This is a genomic window from Hyphomonas oceanitis SCH89 (assembly GCF_000685295.1).
Classification (GTDB): domain Bacteria; phylum Pseudomonadota; class Alphaproteobacteria; order Caulobacterales; family Hyphomonadaceae; genus Hyphomonas; species Hyphomonas oceanitis.
Map to the genome: position 1 here is coordinate 95,014 of NZ_ARYL01000007.1, position 22,687 is coordinate 117,700.

Sequence of the window (22,687 nt, forward strand, 5' to 3'; positions counted from 1 at the left end):
CCGGTTAATTGCGCGCGGCATCTTCTTCCCGGTCAAGATCGGTCATTTCCCGGTAGCGCTTGTCATTCTCTTTCGGCTCAGGCGCGGCGAGATTTGCGATCATGATCGTGCCGCCGGGGTCTGCATAGGCTGCGGCGAGCTGGGCGATCACGGCCACGAATTCGTCTCGGGTGACAAGCCGGTCGAGATTGGGGTCGAAGCGGACGGGATTCGCGAGCGTGTCGTCCCGCGTGGGCAGGTCGCGCGCCCAGTCCTGTTGTTCGAGCGCGCTGAGCGTGCCGTCCTTGTTGGCATCCGCGAGGATGAAGGCGGCATCAGCGCCGATGCGCAACTCTTCCCGCGTGACCTCACCATCATCATTGGTGTCAAAGCTCATGATGAGGCCGCCGCCGGGCACGAGGCGGTTGGCGGCGTGGCGGCCATGCGGCGCCTTCGGGTTCAGATGGCCCTGGCCCGGCAGAAGCACGAGTTCGTCGTCTGCTGCGGGCGCGTCACTGGTCATCGAAACGGTCTCGACGAGGCGCTCGGCCTCTTCCTCACTTACGCTTTCGGCTGCGGCAGGTGCGGACAGGCAGAGAAGCGCCGAGAGAGTTGTTGCCAGGAGGCGAAGGTGCATGGACGGTTTCCGTAAGGTGGCCAGAGGGGTAGACTATGCGCGTGTGGTTTATTTGCAACATGACGTTTCAGTTACCTTGCGTGCCCAGAGGGGTGGTCTTACCGTCTTGTTAACCCGGCCTTAATGGAAAGGGAGCATTCCGTTAACCACTTCCGGCTGCCAGAACGCGGCCGATTCGGGCAATGGAACTGGAAGATTTATGGCGATAAGTGCAGATCAGGTGCCAATCATCATGTCCGCCGGCGCGGCCTCGCTGGGCCTTGCGGCACTGTTGTGGGCATTGCGGGTTTCGGACGGCGCGCGCGGCGCTGCGCGGAAGTTTCGCGACCGGTCTTCCGAGCTTGAAACGGCGCTCGCCGAGCACCGATCCGTGCTGGGAGCGCACCCGGGTGTCATCCTCGTCTGGCAGGGCGACGCCATGGAAGCCGATGGTGATGAGATCATCGCGCCGGAACTTTATGGCTCTCCTGTCGCGCTCGCAGGCCTTCTGAGCTTTACCGATGACGCGATTTCAATGGATCCTGCGGTGAGAATAATCGAGGGCCTTGCAGACCTTGAGGCGCGTGACAGCGCCGGGCAGGACACCACATTGCGCATCCGTCTGCGCGAGCTGCGCGAGACGGGACAGGCTTTTTCGCTAACGATTATCGGGCCTTCCGGTCGCTTCCTTGAAGCGGATGGACGCACGGCTGGCGCCCGCGCCGTTGTGTGGGTGACCGATACGACGATCAAGGGGCTGGAGGAAAGCTCGGCCCGGGGCAAGCTGGAAGAGGCGCGGCAGGTTATTGCGCGCGACCCGACCGCCTTTCTCGACATGCTGGGCAAGTCGCCTTTCCCGGCCTGGCGTGTTTCGGGCATGGGCAAGCTGCAATGGGTGAACCCGGCCTATATCGAGGCCGTTGACGGCATCAACCTGGACCGCGTGCTGGACCGTCAGTTGATGCTGGACCAGGCCGCCGCCGAACAGGCGCGCAAGACGATTTCCGAGGGCGTCGATATCGACGAGACACGCCATATGGTGATCAATGGCGAACGCCGCGCGATGCGCGTGCTGACCTTCCCGTTGTCGGGCGGGGCAGGGGCCATGGCATTTGACGTGACCGCGCAGGAGAATGCGCGCGAGGAACTGAACCGCCATGTGCGCGCGCATGACGAGACGCTTAACCATGTGGCCGACGCAGTCGCCATCTTTGGCGCCGACCGCAAGCTGACCTTCTATAACAAGGCTTTCCGCGACATGTGGGACCTTGAAGAGACCTTCCTCCTGGACCGGCCGACGCATGGCCAGCTGCTGGACCGGCTGCGCGAGCGGCGCAAGCTGCCGGCGCGGACGAACTATGCCGAATGGCGCGCGGAAGAGCTGGCCTACTATCTCGATATTGACGGCGTGAAGGAAGATCTCTGGTCGCTGCCGGATGCCCGCACATTGTCCGTCACGCGTCAGCGCCACCCGATGGGCGGCCTGCTGCTGCTGTTCAAGGACATTACCGGCGAATTGGAACTGAAGACCAAGTTCAACGCCATCGTGAAGACGCAGACCTCGACGCTGGACAATCTGCACGAGGCGGTCGCCGTGTTTGGCGGCGACGGACGGCTGAAACTGTTCAACAAGGCCTTCGAGCGCCTGTGGAGCCTTCCGCACGAGCTGCTGAAGGACAAGCCAGACTATTCGGTCGTGGTGGAGGCCTGTGTGCCGCTGTTCCACGATGTCGAGATCTGGGAGGGCATCAAGGCCCACATCACCGATCCGTCCGCCCGCGCCCGCCAGTCGACCACGGGCGAAATGCGCCGGTCCGACGGGTCCATGCTGACTTACCTGACCCACCCGCTGCCGGATGGGAACACGCTGATCGCCTTTGCCGATGTGACGGCGACGCGGCGTGTGGAATCTGCCCTGCGCGACCGGGCTGAAGCGTTTGAAGCGGCCGACCGGCTGAAAACGGAATTCGTGCGCAATGTGAGCTATCAGCTGCGGTCTCCGCTGACGGTTATCTTCGGTTATGCCGAGCTGCTGGAAACCCAGCGCAATGGCCAGCTGACTGAGCGCCAGTCTGATTATGTCAGTGCGATCCTCTCAGCCTCTGACCATCTGTCAAAACTGATCGAGAATATTCTCGACCTCGCCATGATCGAAGCGGGCCGCATGGATCTCGACCTTGAGGACGTGCAGCTACAGGACGTGATCGAGGAAAGCATTGAGATGGTCGTCTCGAAAGCCGAAGACACGGAAATCAGTGTCCGGTCTGACGTCAAAGGCAAGCTGGGCGTCATTCGCGCAGACCAGCGCCGGATACGGCAGGTCCTGTTCAACCTGATTTCCAATTCGCTGCGCTTTACCGAATCCGGCGGCGAGATTGTCGTCTCGGCCCAGCGTATCGGCGACATGGTTACGCTATCGGTGCGCGACAATGGCAAGGGGCTTGAGGCCGAGAAGCGGGCGACGAGCTTTGACAGTTTCGTTTCCGGCGACCAGCGCGGCGCAGGCCTTGGCCTTGCGCTCGTGAAGCACTTTGTCGACCTGCATGGCGGCACGGTGGGCATGAAGCCGGTCGAAGGCGGTGGTCTGGAAGTGACATGCTGGCTGCCGGCACAGGCCGTTTTGCATCATGGCAATTCGCCTGAACTGATGCTGGCCGAGGCGCGCGCCTAGGCGATCAGACGGCAATCGAGAGGTCGCCGTCATCCTTGCGGTGACCGAGGATCGTGATGCCATTCTCAGGCCGACGCTTCAGGTTCAACAGGGCCTTGTCCGTTGCCACGAACATCTCCGATGCCGATTGGAATGCGTCGGGGTTGAGGCTGACGCTGACGCTGGACGGTGCATCGAGCGTCTTGCCATAATACGTGTGGGATTTGGCGAGGTCATCGCGCAGACGGCTCGCAAAGCTCTCGACATCACGTGCGTCATACGTATCCCATAGGAGGATGGCGAACTCGTCGCCGCCAAGGCGCGCGCCCAGTCCCGGCCGATCGGCAATGGATCTGCGCAGGCGCTGGGCGACGTGGCGCAGCACGGAGTCACCTGCATCATGGCCATAGCCGTCATTGATCTGTTTGAAATTGTCGAGGTCGAGCAGGATCAACGAGAAGGGCGGGCCGCCAAGACCGACGGCGCCGAACGCATCCGCAAAGGCCTGCTCAAATCGGCGCCGGTTGGCGAGGCCGGTGAGGAAGTCGGAATGCGCCAGTTCTGCGAGCTGCTGCTGCGCTTCTTCCAGTTCCTGATTCTTGGTGAGGACGTGCTCTGCATTGCGGGAGGCCAGGCGATAGGCGCGGCGGAACTTGCCGGAGAGAATGACATTCTCGCGCAGCACGATCGCATTGAAGAGAACGGCCGGGCCGGAAATCAGTGTGCCGAATATCATGCCGCGGGACAGGTCAACCCAGAGGTTGGAACCTGTGAGGCGCGACACGATCATCTCTCCGACAGCAATGGCTGACAGGATCATGATGGTCGTGCCGATGGTTATGCGCAGCACATCGCGGTGCGATTCAATTTTTGGATTCAGCCGTGCCCGCAGCCACCTGAAAAGGAGCCCCTCCCTGTTCACTTTGCGTCCCTCCGCGTCCTGCGTCACCTCTTTTACAGCGCGTGCGTTCAGACAGGTTGAAGCGGGTTCGATGAGTTTTTCGGAGGCTGTTAACACTTGCGAAGCCACGCGGATTCAGGCGTGCTTAATGCCATACAAACGGCCCGCCGCATGGGAGCGACGGGCCTGTAGTGTCAACTGCAGAAGGACGTTTCAGCCCTTGGTGAATTTCAGCAGGAAGCGGTTGGTCTTGCGCCGAATGGCCGGATCAAAAACATTCAGGCTGCCATCATCGTCCGCATTGGCGAGGAGGTCGCTTTCCTCGGAAAGTGTGAAGCCATTGGCTTCTGCCATGGAGATAATGATGGCCTTGTCGATACGGTGCGTCTCGCCGCCCGTCGTGGCCGGGGCGCCGACAGGGGCCATATGATCAAGCACGACAAAGTGGCCGCCGGGTTTGATGACACGGGCAATCTCGGCAAAGGTCGTGTCCGGGTCTCCAAGATCGCCGGGCTCTGCGCCTTCAGGCGTGTACCAGAGTTCGTGCGGGCCGAGCAGCCATGTGGCGACATCGACAGAGCCATCCGGAATGGCCGAGAGGTCGTCAAAGGGCGTGCGCAGAGGTGTAACATTCGCAAGGCGCCCGTCGACGCGCTGGGAAACAGAATCCCCGAGGAAGGCGTCAAAGGCGGGCGGGTTCTGCATGTAGACCCTGCCGCTGTCACCGACGACGCGGGAGAAGAGCTCAGTATACGTTCCGCCACCTGCTTCGAGGTCAAGCACGGTCATGCCGGGCAGGATGCCGGTGAAGATGAGCACGTCTTCCGACTTGCGCACTTCGTATTGTTCATAGTCGGCGGCCGGGCGGTCGTCCTTTCCGAAGACGCTGGCATAGGAAAACTTTGCAACCGACACGTCAGTCGCAGGTGCTTCAACGGGCGCCAATGCGGTGCTGTCATCAGTAGTGGGGGGCGTTGTACAGGCGGTGGCGAGGCCGCCGGCCAATAGTGCGGCAAATATGTATTTCATCATTCTGTCCTCCTCATGCGCCCTTGTATCAGGCGTCAGCCAGCATTTTCTCACTCATGGTCCAGAGGCGTTCTGCCTTTTCGTCATCGCAGATCCAGGGCCGGGCGTGTTCCCAGCGCTGGCTGTTTTCGTCAGCGAGCTTGGCGATGTCGCAATCCTCGCAATAGACGCCGCCGCGGCCGTTGAGCTGGGGCGATGTGGCGGCCCAGACGCTGGTGGACGCGCCTTGTTCCGGCGTCTTGAACATGGCCTGCACTTGCGGCGGGATTGAGCCGTCGGGGGCTTTCCACCCGAGCTGGACCATTTCTTCCTCACTGAGGTGGCGCTGCAGGGGCGTGAAGATGCCACCCGGATGGACTGAAAAAGCCCGCACGCCGACATCGCGGCCTCGATGGTCCACGCCGAGGGCAAAAAGCGCGTTGGCCGACTTGGCCTGTCCGTAGGCGTCCCACTTGTCATAGGGCGTATTGTTGAAGTGCGGGTCGTCCCAGTGCACGTCCGAGCGCACATGGCCGGTCGAGGAGAGGCAGACAACGCGGGCCGAATCGGCCCGCTGCATGGACGGGGCGAGCGCGAGGCTCATGGCCATGTGGCCGAGATGGTTGGTGCCGAACTGGCGTTCCCAGCCGGGGCCGACGCGGCCTTCGGGGCAGGCCATGATGCCGGCATTGTTGATGAGAATGTCGAGGCCGCGCTTGGTTTCGTCATATTCGCGGGTGAATTTGTCGACGCTGCGGAGGTCTGCCAGGTCCATTGAGGCGATTTCGATATCTCCGGCGACGCCAGCGAGCGTGTCTTCGGCGACTTCGACGCGGCGGGCGGGAACGGTGACGCGGGCGCCCGCTGCGGCCAGTGCGCGGACCGTTTCGAGCCCGATGCCGGAATAGCCACCTGTCACGATCGCGTTCCGGCCGGTCAGGTCAATGCCGACGAGCACTTCGCTGGCCGTCGTCTTTCCACCAAAGCCTGATCCGATGGGTTGCTGGTCTTGCGCTGCCATGTGCCTGATGTCTCCCGAACTGTTTTGCCGAGTTTGCGCCGAGAGGGCCATGGCGGCAAGGGGAGGTTACGATTCCTTAAGCAGCCCGGCTCATGGACGCCGTGCCCGGCGAGGCTTATATTGAATGTTACAGAATATCATTGGAGATTGCTGCCATGCGCTTCCTGACGAGTGTTGTTTTTATCGCCGCTGCCGGCCTGATGGCCGCGCCAGCCTCTGCGCAATACGGCCAAAAGGTCGAGCGTACGCAGGCCGAGATCGCGCTCGAGCAGGCGACCCAGAACCTGGAGAAGGACCGCGCAGGCCGGACTGAGGCCATTAAGGCTTGCGGCACCAAGGATTATGAAGCCTGCACCAAGCTTGGCGACTATTACCGCAAAGGCTGGGGCGGGATGCAGGATTACAAGCTGGCCGGCGAAGCCTATCGCAAGGCTTGCAACGGCAAGAATGCGGCAGGCTGTGCCTCGCTCGCCTACCTGACCAACAAGGGCGACGGCGTGGAGCAGGACCTCGCGCAGTCGCGCCTGCTCTACAAGAAATCGTGCGACCTGGGCGAAGTGAGCGGCTGCGCCGGTTATGGCAACATGGTATTCGCGGGCAAGGGCGGCGCGAAGAACGTGGCCGAGGGCACGCGCATTCTCCAGTCAGCCTGTGATGACGGATATAAATGGGCCTGCGACCGGATCACGGGGCTCGCTGCCTATGACCCCAATGATGACACGTGGGAACGCCTGAAAGACGGCGCGGGCCGCTAGGGCCTCAGCTGCCCGAGCTGGTCTTGGCCGGCTGCGAGAACATGGTGTTGACGAAAGGTGGCAGGGGCGCAGGCGCCGGAATGTCTGCCTGAACCGGTTTCGGGCTGGGCTGTGGCCGGACCTGTTGCGGACCCGGGGCGGCCTGTTTCGGGGCGTTCCAGTCAGCAGGACGAACCGGTGCAATCAACAGATCGGCCAGCACAGTCGCGCCGCCATCAACGCGCATGCTGGGCGCGTAGGCCCGCCCCTCGATACGGCAACCGGGAAAGGCTTCGATCATATCACTGGCGCTGATCGTGCCGGTGAGCGTGCCGTGAACCACAATGAGTGTGCCGTCGATGCTGCCGTCGACAATGGCCCCGGCCTCGATAACCAGAAGGCCATCTGCGATGACGTCGCCTTTCAGGTGACCGGACACGATGGTCGGGCCGGTGAAGGCGATTTGGCCTTCAAGGCGCGTGCCTGCGGCGATGAAGCTGCCTTCGCCTTGCTTGGCGGAGAGTTGGTTTACCACTGGTCACATCCCCTGGTGACTGAAATACAAGGGATTTCAGAGCAAAATACATGCCATGAGGCCGTTTGGAGGGCCTTCATCTCGCCTTGAGGCCGCCGCCGGAGCGTAAGCATTTCGACGCGACGGCGCCTACTTTGCATGCCAGATTGGCCCTCATGGACCTTCGATTCCTCCTGTTCTGCGTATTCCTGGTCCTTTCCGGGTGTTCGGCAGAGCCGTCCGCGGCCCTGCCTGAGCCCGGCCTGCTGGCGCCGGGGGCCAATGGCATCGACCTGTCACATCATAATGGCGCGGTGAACTGGGACCTGCTGGAAGGGGCCGGGGTCGACTTCATCTATCTGAAGGCCACCGAGGGGCGCGACTGGACGGACGAGGACTTCCAGCAGAACTGGATCGAGGCAACGCGGCGGGGCTATGCCGTTGGCGCCTATCATTTCTATATTTTATGCAAGCCGTGGGAGGCGCAGGCAGTGAACTTCATCCGCGCGGTCGAGGTGCGCGAGGGCACGCTGCCGCCAGCGGTGGACCTGGAATATGCCCATAATTGCAAGCCGTTCCGGGATGAGGCTGGCACGAAGGCTGAGTTACAGGCCTTTCTGGAAAGGCTGGAAGCGGAATATGGCGCGGTGCCGGTGCTCTACACGACAAAGGAATTCTACGCGGACTGGGTCGCGGGATCCTTCGACCGCTACCCGCTCTGGATACGCAGTGTCGAGGGCGCGCCAGACATGCCCTATGCCATCTGGCAGCATTCGATGCGGGGTAATGTGGCGGGCGTAAAGGGCGATGTGGACTTGAACGTGGCCGCAGGCGGCATGCCGGACGAATAGGTCCGGCATGCCGTATATGGGCGAAGCCTAGTTGCGGGCTTTGTCGACCAGGCGGTCGTTCTGGGCCCAGTGCATCATGCCGCGCAGTTTTTCGCCGACTTCCTCGATGAGGTGATCGTTCATGCGGGCGCGTTTTGCGTGGAAGCTTGGGGCGCCGGCCTGGTTTTCGAGAACCCAGTTGCGGGCGAACGTGCCATCCTGGATGTCGGTCAGAACGCGCTTCATCTCGGCCTTGGTTTCCGAGTTCACAATGCGCGGGCCGGAGACATATTCGCCATACTCGGCCGTGTTCGAGATCGAGTAGTTCATGTTGGCGATGCCGCCTTCATAGATCAGGTCGACGATCAGCTTGGTTTCGTGGAGGCATTCGAAATAAGCCATTTCGGGCGCATAGCCGGCTTCAACCAGTGTTTCGAAGCCAGCCTTGATCAGCTCGACGATACCGCCGCAAAGGACAGCCTGTTCGCCGAAGAGGTCGGTTTCGGTTTCTTCGCGGAACGATGTCTGGATGACGCCAGCGCGCGTGTTGCCGATGGCTTTCGAATAGGAGAGCGCAACATCGGTTGCGGAGCCCGAAGCGTCCTGATGGATGGCGATAAGGCCCGGCAGGCCAAAGCCCATCTGGTATTGCGCGCGCAGCGTGTGGCCCGGGCCTTTTGGCGCGGAGAGCGACACGTCAACATCAGCGCGTGGGCGGATGAGATTGTAGTGGATGTTGAAACCGTGGCCGAACATGATGTGCTGGCCAGCGCGCAGGTGTGGCTCGATTTCGTTGGCGAAGAGAACGGCCTGTTTCTCGTCCGGGACGAGGATCATCAGCACGTCAGCCCATTTCGTGGCTTCTTCGACCGTGGTGACTTCGATGCCTTCTGCTTCGGCTTTCTTGCGGCTGGCGGAACCAGCAGCGAGGGCGACCTTGAGCTGCTTCACGCCGCTATCGCGCATGTTCAGGGCATGGGCGTGGCCCTGGCTGCCATAACCGACGACTGCAACTTTCTTGTTCTGGATAAGGGAAAGATCCGCATCCTGCTCGTAGTAAACTTTCATTGGCTTCAAAAAGCTCCGCTTTGGGGTGGGGGTTGATTGGAAGGGTGAGGGTTCAGTTGGCGTCGCAGACCCAGCTGTCGCTGAAATTTGCGACGCCGATGATGGTCTGGTTGAGCCGGGCGATCTCGTCAGAGGCGCGGGCGTGGCGCGAGAAGTGCCGCGTGCCTGCTTCTGTTTCGACCGTGGTGATGATGTCGTGTGTATCGAGGAGAAGGACGACGCGCTTCGATCCGTCAGGATTGACCTGAATGTCCTCGCGCGCGCCATATTCCGGCAGCGCTTCTGAGGCTGCAGATGTCAATTCGCTGGAGATGAGTTGTGAGACGTCGGCTGGAATGTTCGTGCCCAGTGTGCAGGCAGGCACGCGGGTGCGCTCGCTGTCGTCGCCGGGGACGTTGCGGGCCTCAAGCCAGTAATTGGGCAGTGTGCCGATCACGTCATAGATATAGGCCGTGCCGGAGGGCGAAGCCGTGTCAACAACGCGCACGACGGGGCGGGGGGCGGTTGCAGAGCGGCGTTCGGAACGGGCGGCGAGCTGGGCAGCGCGATCAATATCGCATTGCAGCTGTGCGCTCTCGGCGTCGCCTGCGAGCGCAAGCGCCGTGCCCGCCACTTTGGGGCGGCAGCTTTCCGGAGTTTCTTCCACTGCACTGGCAGCGCCTGCGACAAGCAGGCCGGACAGGAGCAGAAGGCCGAGCCTGCTCATCCCTGTTCCTTTCCCCGTTTGATCGAGAGAACGCCTGTGCGGCTGACTTCGACGAGACCGAGCGGGCGCATCAGGTCGATGAACTGGCTGATCTTGTCGGAGGCGCCGGTGAGCTCGAAGATGAAGCTCTCGTTCGTGGTGTCGATGACGCGAGCGCGGAAGATTTCGGCGATGCGCAGGGCTTCGACGCGGACTTCGCCTGTCCCGGCCACTTTGATGAGGGCCAGTTCGCGCTCAATGCCGCGCTTGGACTTGGTGATGTCGATGACTTCGCCGACGGGAACGATGCGCAGCAGTTGGGCCTCGATCTGTTCGAGAATGTGCGGCGTGCCCTGCGTGACGATGGTGATGCGCGAGCGATGCTGGCTGGCATCGACCTCGGCCACGGTCAGGCTGTCAATGTTGTAGCCGCGGCCCGAGAACAGGCCGACGACGCGGGCGAGAACGCCCGGCTCGTTATCGACGAGCACGGCAAGCGTGCGCCGTTCGACTTCCTCATCGGCATGCGAGAGGAAATAGGCTGATTTGGGATTGCCGGGGGCGCCGCTGGTGCCGTCGCTCATTGTTTCGTCTCCGTTTGGGTGCCCGGCACGTCGGATGTGTCGAGGATGACGCCGGGCCTGCGCGTTTCGAGGCGGGCTTTCAGCGCCTTGGCGCGGTTGATGGCATCGCGTCGGTTGTCTTGGGTCTGGTCATTATAGCGCTCAACGATCTTGTCGAGTCGGCGCGGATCGAGGTGGGCCTGCAGTTCCGACACCATGAGGCGACGGCAGTCTTCGATGAAGTCAGCGCTGTTGTCTCCGGTCGGGCCGCCATCGCGGGTCATCGCCTGCAGCTCGAAATAGGCCCACATCACGGCATCGAGGATGGGCGGACGGTGGCCGCGATAGGCGCTGTCCTTGTCGACGCCCTTATTATCGGCATCGAGATTGGGGAAGAACATGCGGCCGCGCTCAACCAGGGCAGATAGACCGATCAACTGGCTGGTCTTGCCGCCGACAAAGCTGCCCTCATTGGCCTGCAAGTGGCGCGTACGGGCGAACATGGCGGCCCGGCCGAGCGCATCAATGGCGTGATTGCCCCATTCGAGGCTGGCCGCATCAATGCTCTGGCGCAGGCGCTCGGTCTGCAGGCGTCGCTGGCGGCGGGTTTCGGCGCGCGAGGCAAAGGCGCTGACGAGGGCGACGAGCGCAGAGCCGAGCGCGATCACCACATCAAGGTGCTCGCGTAGCAGGGCGAGAATCTCGCTCGTACTCATGTCTCGGTCCGTCCCATAACCCAATGCCTGTCCGGTCATCAGACCAGCTTCTTCCCGGCGTCGCTGACTTCGTTACCAGTTATCTCGCCGAGGATCATCTCATTATGCGCAGAGCCCGAGGGAATCATCGGCAGGCAGTTTTCGGCCTTTTCGACGCGGCAATCGAACAGGACAGGGCCATCATGGGCGATCATTTCCTTGATCTTGCCGTCGAGTTCAGTCGGGTCGTCGCAGCGGATGCCATGGCCGCCGAGCGCTTCGGCCAGTTTCACGAAATCCGGGATGCTTTCGGAATAGGAATGCGAATAGCGCTCGCCGTGCAGCAATTCCTGCCACTGGCGGACCATGCCCATCCATTCATTGTTCATGATGAAGACCTTGACCGGCAGGCGGTGCTGAACGGCGGTCGAGAATTCCTGCATCACCATCTGGATCGAGGCTTCGCCGGCAATGTCGATGACCAGCGCGCCCGGATGGGCAACCTGAATACCGACGGCGGCCGGCAGGCCATAGCCCATCGTGCCGAGGCCGCCACTGGTCATCCAGTGGTTCGGCTCCTCGAAATGGTAGAATTGGGCGGCCCACATCTGGTGCTGGCCGACTTCGGTCGAGATATAGGTCTCGCGGTCCTTGGTCAGTTCATAGAGCCGCTGGACCGCATATTGCGGTTTGATCACCGTGTCGGAGTTCTTGTAGGCAAAGCAGTTACGGTCGCGCCATGCGGTGATCTGCTTTTTCCAGGCGGACAGGTCCGGGCGCTTGCCCTTGCGTTTCGCCAGTTCCTTCAGGATCGCGTCCAGCGTCGCGGCGCAGTCACCGACGACAGGCACGTCAACGCGGACGATCTTGTTGATCGAGGAGGCGTCGATATCGATGTGGACCTTCTTGGAGTTGGGCGAGAAGGCGTCGACACGGCCGGTGACGCGGTCGTCGAAACGGGCGCCAACGCAGATCATCAGGTCGCAGTCATGCATGGCATGGTTGGCCTCATAGGCACCGTGCATGCCGAGCATGCCGAGCCAATCCGGGTGTGAAGCCGGGAAGGCGCCGAGGCCCATCAGCGTGGAGGTGACGGGGATACCGGTCACGGCCTGCAGTTCGCGCAGCAGTTTCGAGGCGCGCGGGCCGGAATTTATGACACCGCCGCCGGTATAGAAGACGGGCGATGAGGAGGTCATGATGAGATCGACAACCGCCGCGACCGCATCAGCGTGTGGCTGGGTCTGCGGCTTGTAGGTCGATTTATGGATGCCGTCCTTGCCGATATAGGCGCCCGTTGCGAACTGGACGTCCTTCGGGATGTCGATCACGACCGGGCCGGGGCGGCCGGATGTGGCAATCAGGAAGGCTTCGTGCATCACGCGCGCAAGATCGTTCACGTCGGTGACGAGGTAATTGTGCTTGGAACAGGTGCGGGTGATGCCGACCGTATCGCATTCCTGGAAGGCATCGGTGCCGATCAGATGGGTCGGAACCTGACCGCAGAGGACGACCATGGGAATGGAGTCCATCATCGCGTCGGTAATCGGCGTGACCATGTTGGTGGCGCCGGGGCCGGATGTGACAAGGGCAACGCCGCATTTGCCGGTGGAACGAGCATAGCCTTCGGCAGCATGGCCCGCGCCCTGTTCATGGCGCACCAGGATGTGGCTGATATCAGGCGCCGAGAAGAGCGCGTCATAGATGGGGAGGACAGCTCCGCCAGGATAACCAAAGAGCGCGTCTACACCCTGCTCACGAAGCGCCTCGATGACAATCTCGGCGCCCGTCATAATGCGGGGCTCTGTCGGTGCCGGGTTAGCGGCGCGCGTCTTGGTCTTTGTGGCAGTGGTCATGGGGGCTCTCGGACTGTGTGGGAAATTCGGGCTAGGGCTGAAATGAAAAAGGGCCCCCTGAGGAGACCCTTATGTGCGCGCATCCGCAATCGACTGTGTGATCAGTCGACTACGGATGCCTAATAACGAGTACTAGTGATGTGCGCACGGTGCGTTTCCTCCAACGTCGGGCTCAGGAATAATCTGCCTCTTTGACCGTGTCAATCTCCCTATAAAGGGCATGAATGACCCTGAGTCGGTTTTCAGGCTCCGGTGAGGGAATTCTGGGCCAGAATGGGAACTGCCTGCCGATCCAGGTGAACTGCCTCTTTGCATAGCGGCGTGTATCGCGCTTGGCGTTCTCGGCGGCGAGTTCTGCGGTGATCTCGCCGCGGGCAAAGGCGGTGAGCCAGGGCATGCCATGGGCCTTCATGGCGGGAAGCTCGGGGTCGAGGTTGCGCGCCATCAGCGCGCGGGCCTCATCCATGGCGCCCTGCATCAGCATGCCTTCAAAGCGCCGGTCGATCTTCTGATAGAGGCGCGCCCGGGGCGGGGTGAGGGCAAAGCCGATCCATTCGCCATCATTTAGGACAGGCGGCTGACGCTCGTCGTGGAAGTGGCCGAGGGGGCGACCCGTGGCGAGCCAGACTTCATAGGCCCGCGCGAGGCGCTGGCGGTCGCCCGTGCCGAGCCGTTCGGCGGTGTCGGGATCGACGGGGGCGAGGCGGTCGCGAAGGCCTTCGGCGCCTTCGGCCTCGGCAATAGCGCGCACTTCGGCGCGGATGTCTTCAGGCACGGGCGGGATGCTGGACAGGCCTTGCGTCAGAGCGAGCAGGTAAAGACCTGTGCCGCCGACAAGGATGGCGCGCTTGCCTTTCAGCTCGACGCGCTTGATTTCGCTGCGGGCTTCTTCCAGCCAGTCGCCGGTGGAATAACGCGTTGCCGCATCGACATGGCCGAAGAGATGGTGTTCGACACCATCCATCTCCTCTGCGTCGGGGCGGGCGCTGATGACTTGCAGGTCCCTGTAAACCTGCATGGAATCAGCATTGATGACCTCACCTCCCAGTCGCCGGGCGACGGCGATGGCGAGGGCGGTCTTGCCGCTGGCAGTGGGGCCGTGAATGAGGATTGCCGGATGCATGCTCTAGACCTAAGGGCTAGTCGGGTAAGTTGGAAGACACCAAGAGACGGAATAACATGAGCCAGAACCCGGATAAGTCCCGCAATTTTTTTGCTGCAACTGCCGTTGCGGCGCCATCGCGTGCCGATCTGGCTGCAGAACTGGGTGAAATACTGGTGTCTGCGGGCGTACGGGATGCGCAGCTGAGAATACTCGCTGACGGCGCACCCTGGCAGGCTTGCGAGTATGTTTTTGCGGCGTCTGAGGCGGACGTTGAGGGACTTCGTGGACCGTTGAAGGGACTTTCCGGGGTGGATGTGGCCCTTTTGCCGGTCGAAGCGCGGCGCAAGCGGCTGCTGATCTCGGACATGGACTCGACCATCATCGGGCAGGAGTGTCTCGACGAGCTGGCCGACTTTGCCGGGCTCAAGGCGGAAGTCTCGGCGATCACCGAGCGGGCGATGCGGGGCGAGCTGGATTTCGAGGGCGCGCTGACGACGCGGGTGGGCATGTTGAAGGGGCTGGAGCTGTCTGCGCTGGAGGCCGCCTATAAAGAGCGCATCACGCTGAACCCCGGTGCCAGGACGCTGACGGCGACGATGAAGGCAAACGGGGCACATGCGGTGCTTGTCTCCGGCGGGTTCACGTTCTTCACGTCACGCGTGGCCGTGGCGTCGGGCTTCGATGCGCATCGCGGCAACACGCTGGTGGATGATGGCGCGGTGCTGACCGGCCAGGTGGGGCAGCCTATTCTCGGGCGTGAAGCGAAGCTGACGGCGCTGGACGAGGCGGCAGCGGCGTACGGCCTGACCCGCGCCGACGCGCTGGCCCTTGGCGACGGCGCGAACGATCTCGACATGATCCGTGCGGCGGGCCTTGGCATCGCCTTCCATGCCAAGCCGATCGTGGCCGAGCAGGCCACGGCAGCCATCCAGCACACGGACCTGACGGCGGCGCTGTTCTTCCAGGGCTATGCGGCGGACGAGTTCGTCACCGGCTGAGCCTGCACGTTTTCAAGGCCATTTGCGTGCATTTCGCTTCAGGAGCGAGCCAGCCTGACTGATTGATGTGCAAATTTGTCCCATTTTATGGGGCTTGAATAATAATCGTTGCGCCAGAAGAGGAGCCCGTTGCGTAGTGCACTCATTCCAGCGGGTGAGGTCAGTAGAGTTTTCGCCACAAGCCCGCCCATTTCCCAGAGGGCATTGCAATGAAAAATCCTGACTACGACCAGCTGATCTCGCCATCCCGGCGTAATCTGATGAAATTTGCCGGCGTTGGTGCGCTCGGCGCAGCGGCGGGCCTGGCTGCCTGTTCCGACAGCGCCAGCGCGACGGCGCCAGCGCCTGCCACGGCGGCGAACGTTACAGCACCTGCCGTCAATCCCGACGGTCTCGCGATCATGTCGGCCAACGAGAACCCCTATGGCCCGTCGCCGATGGCTGTCGCAGCCATGTCGAAAGAACTGAACAACCTGAACCGTTATGCCTATCCGCTGACGCAGGCTTTCGCCGAGAAAGTGGCCGCCCGTGAAGGCGTGCTACCGGAGCAGGTTCTGGTGACCAATGGCTCCTCGCCAATCCTGGCGGCCTTCTCTGACTATGTGAACGTCAAGGGCGGCGAGATCGTCACCTCGGCCATCACGTATGAAGGCGTTCCACGCGTTGCCGAACAGGCCGGGACGAAAGTGGTCTACATGCCGCTGACGCAAGACCTCGGCTACGACCTTGAAGCCATCTCTGCCGCCATTGGCCCGAACACCGGCGCCGTATACATCTGTAACCCGAACAACCCGACGGGCCGCACGATCGAGCCTGCCAAGCTGAAAGCCTTCATCGAAGATGCTTCCAGCAAAGTGCCGGTCTTCATCGACGAAGCTTATATGGACATGGCCGACGATTTCCCGGCTGGCGTGATGAGCGAGTTCGTCGCCGCAGGTAAGCCGGTGATCGTGGCGCGCACATTCTCCAAGATCTACGCGATGGCTGGCCAGCGTCTCGGCTATGGCATCATGCCTGCCGACATGGCGATGGCGATGCGCAAGACGGGCCGTCTCTCGTCGGTCAACCATCTCGGCCTCGTGGCTGGCATGGCCAGCCTCGACGACACGGCCTATTTCAATGACATGCGCCTGAAGATGATCAAGGGCCGCGAGAAACTGATCGCCATGGCGAACGATCTCGGTCGTCCGTATGCGCCAAACCCGCAGGGCAACTTCATCTACATGGACCTTGGCATGAACAACCAGGAGTTCGCCGACAAGATGCTCGAGAAGGGCGTCAAAGTGGTTGGCTCGCGCTGGGCAGACAAGCCGGAATGGACACGCATCTGCGTTGGCCTCGATCACGAGATCGAAAAGTGCCACGCCGCCGCCAAGGAAATCCTCACCGCGATCTAAAGCGGAATGGACTGAATGAAGAAAGGCGCCGCTGGATGAGCGGCGCCTTTTTTGTTTGGGCGTTTGATTATTTCCTGGTCAGTTCTATCGACAGGAACTGGTCAAACCAGCCGGCATCCCCCCGGCGCTTGACGCGCAGGAGGAGGGGCTGTTGCGGCGTGGTCATCGCCGTTTCCACACGGGAGACGGTGTCGGTGACCGAGGCGACCTTGGTAAAGTTCACTTCCACGATCACGTCACCGCGGTTGAGCTTGCCGAAAGAGCGCCCGCGCGCGCTGACGCCGGTGACGACGACGCCGTCAACATCTTTCGGGATGCCGAAGCGGCGGCGGGCGTCATCATCGATGCCGGCAAGCTCGGCGCCGAGATCATTGCTGCTGGCCGGGCCATCGGGGAGGGTTTGAGCCGGTGTGGCTTCGTCATCATCCTGCAGTTCGCCGAGGGTCACCGAGATCGTGCGGGCCTTGCCATCACGGATGATGGAGAGCGGCACGGTCTTGCCAATCGGCTCGTCGGAGATGAGGCGGGTCATTTCACGTACGCTGGCGATGGCCTGGCCGTCGAAGGCGAGGACGAGATCGCCGACTTCGAGCTTGGCTTTGTCAGCCGGGCCGTCATCGGTGATGCGTGTGATGATGACGCCGCCCTTGCCCTTGGCCTTGTAGGCCTTGACGAGGGCTTCGTCTGCATCCTGAACGTTCACGCCGAGCCATGAGCGGCGGACTTTGCCATGCTCGATCAGCTGTTGCGAGATGCGCTTCACGAGATTGGATGGCACCGAGAAGCCAATGCCGACCGAGCCGCCAGTCGGCGAGATGATGGCTGTGTTCACGCCGACCACTTCGCCGCCGAGATTGAACAGGGGACCGCCCGAGTTGCCGCGGTTGATGGCCGCGTCGGTCTGGATGAAGTCGTCCGAGCGACCGGAATTGAGGTCGCGGTTGCGGGCCGAGATGATGCCGGCCGAGACTGAGCCGCCAAAACCGAACGGGTTGCCGATGGCGATGACCCAGTCGCCGACTTCCGCATGGTCGCTGTCGGCGAGATCGACGAAAGGCAGGGGCGTGTTGCTCTTGACCTTGAGCACGGCAATGTCGGTGTCGCGGTCGCGCCCGATCAGGATCGCGTCAAGCACGCGACCGTCGGAGAAGTTGACCTCGATCTCGTCGGCATTGTCGATGACGTGATTGTTGGTGATGATGATGCCGTCGGCGCTGATGACGAAGCCGGAGCCGAGCGAGCCCTGGCGCTGGAAGCCATCTTCGTCGCGCCCGAAGAATTCATTGAAGCGCTCCATGGGGGAACCTTCAGGGAAGGTTGGCAGGCCATTGGGCGCGATTGTCTGCTGGGTCGAGATGTTCACGACGGCGGGCATCAGGCGCTTCGACAGGTCGCGAAGGCTGCTCGGCTGCACTTTCTGGTCAACACCATCGACCGCTTGCGACAGGCTCTGTTGAGCAGAAGCCGGCAGCCCGGAGGCAAGAATGAAACCAAGGGCGGCGAGTGCCGGAATGCGCATGTGAGAAGAGGCTCCTGAGGATCGGATGTTGCTCGTATCCTGAGCAGTATGGCGCTTTGCGCCCCTGTTGCAACAGGCTCAGGCGCCTCGCACTGCAAAGACAACCAGAAGGGCGCCGAGGACGGCCGAGGCCAGCCCGGCAAAGGCGACGTCGCGGCTGGACATTTCCGCAAGTCGGGCGGCCATGCGGCGCATGAAGTCGGGGGCGATCGCGTAGATCGCCCCCTCCAGAAAGAACCATAGACCGGCCGCAGCCAGTATCAGGTAAAGCTTTGACACAGGCCCGATTTCCTAGCGGGAACCGCCATTGATACGGGCGCTTTCGATGAACTCGTCACATATGCCGAGGCTCTTGGGTGCCACGATGATCTGCGTGCCTTGCTGAATGGCCTTGTCACAGGCAATCAGCGCGCGCTGGAAGCGGAAGAATTCCGGGTCCTTGTTGTAGGCATTGGCATAGACTTCCGTCGACTTGGCATCGCCTTCACCGCGAATCGTCTCGGCCTGTTCCCGGGCCTGAGCCTCGATAACCGTTTTCTCGCGGCTGGCCTGGGCGCGGATAAGGCGCGCCTTTTCCTCGCCTTCAGCACGGATGCGCTGGGCTTCCTGCAGACGGGCCGATTGCATACGGCTGTAGACGCCTTCTGCGACTTCGGTCGGCAGGTCGGCCTGGCGGATGCGGACGTCGACAATGTCGATGCCGTCCTCGGTCAGCTGGGCGTTCACCCGCTCACGGATACGGTCCATGAGCTGCGAGCGCTGGCCGGAGATGATTTCCGGCACCGGCACGTCGCCCAGGGCTTCGCGAATGTTCGAGTTGGTGATCTGCTGCAACTGACGTGCAGCGGCAGGCTCGTTGCGGAAACGCTGGTAGAATTTCAGCGGATCCTTGATGCGCCAGCGGACGAAGGCATCGACCGTGAGGCGGCGCTGGTCGGATGCCAGCACTTCGATATTCTCGATATCAAGGCCGATATTCTTCTTATCCAGCTTTTCGATCTGCTGGAACATCGGGATCTTGAAGTAGAGGCCTGCCTGGTCCTGGCCCGGTGCGTTGAACACCTGCTTGGGCTCGCCGACCTGAAGCATCAGGGCCTGCTCGTCCTGACGGACGACGAAGAATGAATTCATGAGCACCAGAAGTACGGCGCCCGCGATGATGATGGTTAGCCATCCAAAAGTACGCATTATTGCTGCCCTCCGTTCGTGGACCGCTGCGTTCGTTCCAGCGGCAGGTAGGGAACGGCGCCGGAGTCCTGATCCATGATCAGCTTGTCGGAGCGCTCCAGCACTTTTTCCATGGTTTCAAGATACATGCGCTCACGCGTGACGCGTGGGGCCTTGCGATATTCTTCGTAGATTTGTTCGAAGCGTGAGGCCTCACCCTGTGCGTCGGCGAGGACCTGGTCGCGATAGGCTTCTGCTTCCTGCAGGATGCGCTGGGCGCTACCACGGGCTTGCGGAACGACTTCGTTGGCGAACTGGGTGGCCTGGTTGATATTGGTCTCGGCGTCCTGTTCGGCGACGTTCACGTCGTTGAAGGCCTCGATGACCTGTTTCGGCGGGTCCGAGCGGTCGATCGTGACGGCGAGGATTTCGATGCCGGCGCGATAATCATCGAGCAGGGACTGAATCTGTTTGCCCACTTCGGTCTGTACGACATCACGTTCGGTCGTGATCACGCCCTGAAGGCGCGTTTTGCCGACGACTTCACGCATGACCGATTCGGCGACCTGTTCGACGGCTTCCGAGGGGTTCTTGACGTTCAGGATGAAGTTTTCCGGGTGTTCGGAATTCACCTTCCAGAAAACAGAAAACTGGATGTCGACGATGTTTTCGTCCTGCGTCAGCATCAGGCTTTCTTCGAGATTGTTGCCGATCCGCGTTTCTTTACGGTTTTCGACCTCGACGAGAACATGCTCCTCAAGCGGGGCAGGCAGGTGGAAGTGCAGGCCTGGCCCGAAATTGGTCTGCCATTTGCCGAAGCGGAAAACGGCCGCCTGCTGGGTCGGATCGACCATGACGACGCTTGTGGAAAGCCAGCCAAGCAGGGCAATACCGACGAGCACGACAAAGCCGAGCGGGCCGAAATTGGGACCCGTACCGCCGCCGCCGCGACGGCGTCCACCGCCGCCACCATTGCCATTAGAGCGCTTGCGGAAGCGCTCCTGCATACGTTTCATCTGTGCTTCGAGGTCGTTATTATTGCCCCCGCCGCCGCCAGGGCGCGTCCATGGCGAACCACCATCCTTGGCAGGCTCGTCGTCGGATCCGCCGCCCCATGGGCCGCTGGATTTGTTCTTGTCATCCCAGGGCATAGCCCCTCCTGTTGGTTTCGTAGGCTTCTATATAGTGTCTTGCGTGATATGTGCATGCCTCAATCCGGGCTTCAAGGACGTAGGAGTCGCAGAAAGTGTTTGGTTCGAAGGAAAAATCCCGCCGGAAACTGGCCGGACAGGTACGAAACGCCCTTGGGGCGCCGGACTGGCTGGAGTCGGTGGACGTGGACGAGTCAGGGCGCGCGATCCTAGTATTGCTTGCAGATCCGGCCGATCAGGCGGGGGCTGAGGCGCGCCGGATCGAGGCCGAAGGACGGGCTGAACTGGTGCCCGGCGTGCAGGCTGTGACCAGCATCCTGACGGCCCAGGTGACGGCCCCTGCGCACAAGCATGTAAAGCTTGAACCGGCCCCGCGGCGTGTGTCCAAGGGCGCGCGCCTCTCTGATGAGGCGATGCAGCAGGGCGCGCCGACGCAAGGGGGCAGTATACCCAAGATTGCCGGAATTGACCGGATTCTCGTCGTGGCGAGCGCCAAGGGCGGGGTCGGTAAGTCGACTGTCGCGGTCAATCTGGCGGCGGCGATGGCCAAGGCGGGCATGAAAGTCGGGCTGCTCGACGCAGATGTCTACGGGCCGTCGATCCCGACCATGCTCGGCATGCAGGAGGCGCAGCCGGAGACAGCGGCGTCAAAGAAGCTGGTGCCTGTTGAGGCCTACGGGATGAAGACGCTGTCGATCGGCTATCTGTCGGATCCGGATGCGCCAATGATCTGGCGCGGGCCGATCGTGATGTCGGCGATCGCTCAAATGCTGAATGATGCCGAATGGGGCGAACTGGACGTGCTTGTGATCGACACGCCGCCGGGCACGGGTGATGCTCAGCTGGCGATTGCCCAGCGCGTACCGGTGACGGCGGCGGTGATCGTGACAACGCCGCAGGAAGTGGCGCTGGCCGATGTGCGGCGCGGAGCCGCGATGTTTACGAAAACGGCCGTGCCCGTGCTTGGCATTGTCGAGACGATGAGCTGGTTCGAAGACCCGGCGGGCAATCGCCATTACCTGATGGGCGAGGGCGGCGGCGCGGCCATGGCCAAGACGCTGGGCCTGCCGCTGCTGGGGCAAATTCCAATGCTGCAGACCATTCGCGAGGGCGGAGATGCGGGCAAGCCGGCGGCGCTGTCCGGCGGCGAGCCGGGGCGTATCTTCCACGAACTTGCGCGCACCGTGGCCGTGGGCCTCGATACGCTGGAAACGAAGCCTGCCCCCGAAATCATTTTCGAGGACTAGGCGCCGTCTCAGGCGTTGAAGTTCAGGACGAGGCCGGCTTCCGGCCAGCGGCACTTGATGAGCTGGCCTGTGCTGGAAAGCGTGAGCCAGGCATCCTTCATGTCGTCGCCGCCAAAGGCGATATTGGTGACCAGCATGTCCGGGAAGGCCGTGTGGCTGAAATCGCCCTCAGGCGTGATGGTCGTGATGCCGCCATTGAGGATGGTGGCGACGCAGACATTGCCCGCAGCGGTCATGGCGAGACTGTCAAAGTATTGCAGACCCGGCATCGTGGCGACGACGCGGCCGCCATTAAAGGGGCTGGCGGGCTTGATCTCGCCGGGGGCGGCGAGGTCGAAGGCCCACATGCGGCCGGTCATCGTGTCGGCCATGAAGACGGTCTGCTCATCTGGCGAGAGGCCAACGCCATTGGGGCTGGAATAGTGGAAATCGAGCTCTTTCGCTTCCGACGCGCCCTTGGCGAGGTAGAAGAGGCCGCCATAGTCGCGGTGGCGGGAATAGGATTTGCCATGGTCGGTGAAATAGAGGTTGCCGGCCTTGTCAAAGACGAGATCGTTCGGGCCTTTGAGCTTGTTGCCGCCAACGCTGTCGAGCACGCGTTCGACCTTGCCGGTGGAGAGATCGATACGCTCGATGCGGCCGCCGGAATAGTCATCCGCCGCGTTGCCGGGGATTAGCAGGCCCTCGACGTTCGACCACTGGAAGCCCCCATTGTTGCAGCACCAGAGGGCACCGTCCGGCCCGATGGCGAGGCCGTTGGGGCCGCCGCCGGGCGTTGCCACGACTTCTGACTTGCCCTTGCCCCAGTGCCGGGAGATCTGGCCTTTCTGGATTTCAACGACGATGACCGAGCCGTCCGACATGACGACGGGGCCTTCCGGAAAGCCGAGACCATCGGCGACGAGTTCGAAATCCATGCGTGTTCCTCCTTGTTTTGGAGGAACACTAGGCCCGGCATTGAAGGGCCGCAACGGCTGACGCAG

Annotated in this window: 22 protein-coding genes; 6 read left to right on the plus strand and 16 right to left on the minus strand. The window is 62.0% G+C overall.

The window, feature by feature from the left end; translation table 11 throughout:
- Nucleotides 1-4 precede the first annotated feature (4 nt).
- Nucleotides 5-616 (minus strand): EF-hand domain-containing protein, encoded by a 612-nt coding sequence (locus tag HOC_RS21095; protein ID WP_051624589.1) that lies wholly within the window; start codon nucleotides 614-616, stop codon nucleotides 5-7.
- A 199-nt stretch (nucleotides 617-815) separates the two neighbouring features.
- Here HOC_RS21095 and HOC_RS06520 point away from each other — a divergent pair, with 199 nt between their 5' ends.
- The gene (locus tag HOC_RS06520; protein ID WP_241766930.1) at nucleotides 816-3,266 is read left to right on the plus strand and encodes a sensor histidine kinase; all 2,451 of its coding nucleotides are present in this window, start codon (nucleotides 816-818) and stop codon (nucleotides 3,264-3,266) included.
- 4 nt (nucleotides 3,267-3,270) lie between these two features.
- Here the strand turns inward: HOC_RS06520 and HOC_RS06525 are convergent, their stop codons facing one another.
- The 3 genes from HOC_RS06525 to HOC_RS06535 all read right to left on the minus strand — a co-directional run bounded on the left by HOC_RS06525 (nucleotide 3,271) and on the right by HOC_RS06535 (nucleotide 6,175).
- Nucleotides 3,271-4,095, minus strand: coding sequence for a GGDEF domain-containing protein (locus tag HOC_RS06525; protein ID WP_156950403.1), 825 nt, complete (start codon nucleotides 4,093-4,095; stop codon nucleotides 3,271-3,273).
- A gap of 264 nt (nucleotides 4,096-4,359) precedes the next feature.
- Nucleotides 4,360-5,178, minus strand: coding sequence for a methyltransferase domain-containing protein (locus HOC_RS06530; protein WP_051624590.1), 819 nt, complete (start codon nucleotides 5,176-5,178; stop codon nucleotides 4,360-4,362).
- A gap of 25 nt (nucleotides 5,179-5,203) precedes the next feature.
- Nucleotides 5,204-6,175 carry an oxidoreductase gene (locus HOC_RS06535; RefSeq protein ID WP_035536854.1) on the minus strand — a complete coding sequence of 324 codons (972 nt, stop codon included), beginning with the start codon at nucleotides 6,173-6,175 and terminating at the stop codon, nucleotides 5,204-5,206.
- 155 nt (nucleotides 6,176-6,330) lie between these two features.
- Here HOC_RS06535 and HOC_RS21100 point away from each other — a divergent pair, with 155 nt between their 5' ends.
- Nucleotides 6,331-6,930, plus strand: coding sequence for a tetratricopeptide repeat protein (locus HOC_RS21100; protein WP_156950404.1), 600 nt, complete (start codon nucleotides 6,331-6,333; stop codon nucleotides 6,928-6,930).
- A gap of 4 nt (nucleotides 6,931-6,934) precedes the next feature.
- Here HOC_RS21100 and HOC_RS21105 read toward each other — a convergent pair whose 3' ends face one another.
- Nucleotides 6,935-7,444 carry a bactofilin family protein gene (locus HOC_RS21105; protein WP_051624592.1) on the minus strand — a complete coding sequence of 170 codons (510 nt, stop codon included), beginning with the start codon at nucleotides 7,442-7,444 and terminating at the stop codon, nucleotides 6,935-6,937.
- A gap of 155 nt (nucleotides 7,445-7,599) precedes the next feature.
- Between HOC_RS21105 and HOC_RS06550 the strand changes: the two genes are divergently transcribed.
- Entirely contained in the window at nucleotides 7,600-8,274 is a 675-nt protein-coding gene (locus tag HOC_RS06550) for a GH25 family lysozyme (RefSeq protein WP_051624593.1), read from the plus strand.
- A 27-nt stretch (nucleotides 8,275-8,301) separates the two neighbouring features.
- Here HOC_RS06550 and ilvC read toward each other — a convergent pair whose 3' ends face one another.
- From ilvC to miaA, 6 genes are all read right to left on the minus strand, one after another.
- On the minus strand, nucleotides 8,302-9,321 hold the full coding sequence (gene ilvC / locus HOC_RS06555; protein WP_035536856.1) for a ketol-acid reductoisomerase: 1,020 nt from the start codon (nucleotides 9,319-9,321) through the stop codon (nucleotides 8,302-8,304).
- 52 nt (nucleotides 9,322-9,373) lie between these two features.
- Nucleotides 9,374-10,027 (minus strand): hypothetical protein, encoded by a 654-nt coding sequence (locus HOC_RS06560; RefSeq protein WP_035536859.1) that lies wholly within the window; start codon nucleotides 10,025-10,027, stop codon nucleotides 9,374-9,376.
- Nucleotides 10,024-10,590 carry an acetolactate synthase small subunit gene (ilvN, locus tag HOC_RS06565; RefSeq protein WP_034741467.1) on the minus strand — a complete coding sequence of 189 codons (567 nt, stop codon included), beginning with the start codon at nucleotides 10,588-10,590 and terminating at the stop codon, nucleotides 10,024-10,026. The genes HOC_RS06560 and ilvN overlap by 4 nt, the downstream gene beginning before the upstream one ends.
- Nucleotides 10,587-11,324: a hypothetical protein gene (locus HOC_RS06570; protein WP_035536862.1), complete on the minus strand. Its 738-nt coding sequence runs from the start codon at nucleotides 11,322-11,324 to the stop codon at nucleotides 10,587-10,589. Before HOC_RS06570 ends, ilvN begins: the two co-directional genes overlap by 4 nt.
- Complete coding sequence (locus tag HOC_RS06575; RefSeq protein ID WP_035536864.1) at nucleotides 11,324-13,120, minus strand: acetolactate synthase 3 large subunit; 1,797 nt, start codon at nucleotides 13,118-13,120, stop codon at nucleotides 11,324-11,326. The genes HOC_RS06570 and HOC_RS06575 overlap by 1 nt, the downstream gene beginning before the upstream one ends.
- A 172-nt stretch (nucleotides 13,121-13,292) precedes the next feature.
- Nucleotides 13,293-14,243: a tRNA (adenosine(37)-N6)-dimethylallyltransferase MiaA gene (gene miaA, locus HOC_RS06580; protein ID WP_035536867.1), complete on the minus strand. Its 951-nt coding sequence runs from the start codon at nucleotides 14,241-14,243 to the stop codon at nucleotides 13,293-13,295.
- Nucleotides 14,244-14,299: 56 nt separating this feature from the next.
- On the opposite strand from miaA, the gene serB reads away from it, so the two are divergent.
- Together serB and HOC_RS06590 are read left to right on the plus strand one after the other, a co-directional pair.
- Nucleotides 14,300-15,223, plus strand: a complete 924-nt coding sequence (gene serB, locus HOC_RS06585) for a phosphoserine phosphatase SerB (protein ID WP_051624594.1) — start codon at nucleotides 14,300-14,302, stop codon at nucleotides 15,221-15,223.
- 209 nt (nucleotides 15,224-15,432) lie between these two features.
- Nucleotides 15,433-16,620, plus strand: a complete 1,188-nt coding sequence (locus HOC_RS06590) for a pyridoxal phosphate-dependent aminotransferase (protein WP_035536869.1) — start codon at nucleotides 15,433-15,435, stop codon at nucleotides 16,618-16,620.
- A 67-nt stretch (nucleotides 16,621-16,687) separates the two neighbouring features.
- On the opposite strand, the gene HOC_RS06595 is transcribed toward HOC_RS06590, so the two are convergent.
- The 4 genes from HOC_RS06595 to hflK all read right to left on the minus strand — a co-directional run bounded on the left by HOC_RS06595 (nucleotide 16,688) and on the right by hflK (nucleotide 20,457).
- The gene (locus HOC_RS06595; RefSeq protein ID WP_035536871.1) at nucleotides 16,688-18,139 is read right to left on the minus strand and encodes a Do family serine endopeptidase; all 1,452 of its coding nucleotides are present in this window, start codon (nucleotides 18,137-18,139) and stop codon (nucleotides 16,688-16,690) included.
- A 78-nt stretch (nucleotides 18,140-18,217) separates the two neighbouring features.
- Entirely contained in the window at nucleotides 18,218-18,418 is a 201-nt protein-coding gene (locus HOC_RS06600; protein WP_035536872.1) for a DUF2065 domain-containing protein, read from the minus strand.
- 12 nt (nucleotides 18,419-18,430) lie between these two features.
- Nucleotides 18,431-19,327, minus strand: a complete 897-nt coding sequence (gene hflC / locus HOC_RS06605; RefSeq protein ID WP_035536875.1) for a protease modulator HflC — start codon at nucleotides 19,325-19,327, stop codon at nucleotides 18,431-18,433.
- Nucleotides 19,327-20,457, minus strand: coding sequence for an FtsH protease activity modulator HflK (hflK, locus tag HOC_RS06610; protein WP_035536877.1), 1,131 nt, complete (start codon nucleotides 20,455-20,457; stop codon nucleotides 19,327-19,329). Before hflK ends, hflC begins: the two co-directional genes overlap by 1 nt.
- A gap of 95 nt (nucleotides 20,458-20,552) precedes the next feature.
- On the opposite strand from hflK, the gene HOC_RS06615 reads away from it, so the two are divergent.
- A complete protein-coding gene (locus HOC_RS06615) occupies nucleotides 20,553-21,704 on the plus strand; it encodes an Mrp/NBP35 family ATP-binding protein (RefSeq protein WP_035536880.1) in 1,152 nt (383 codons plus the stop codon).
- An 8-nt stretch (nucleotides 21,705-21,712) separates the two neighbouring features.
- Here HOC_RS06615 and HOC_RS06620 read toward each other — a convergent pair whose 3' ends face one another.
- A complete protein-coding gene (locus HOC_RS06620; protein WP_035536882.1) occupies nucleotides 21,713-22,621 on the minus strand; it encodes an SMP-30/gluconolactonase/LRE family protein in 909 nt (302 codons plus the stop codon).
- Nucleotides 22,622-22,687 lie beyond the last annotated feature (66 nt).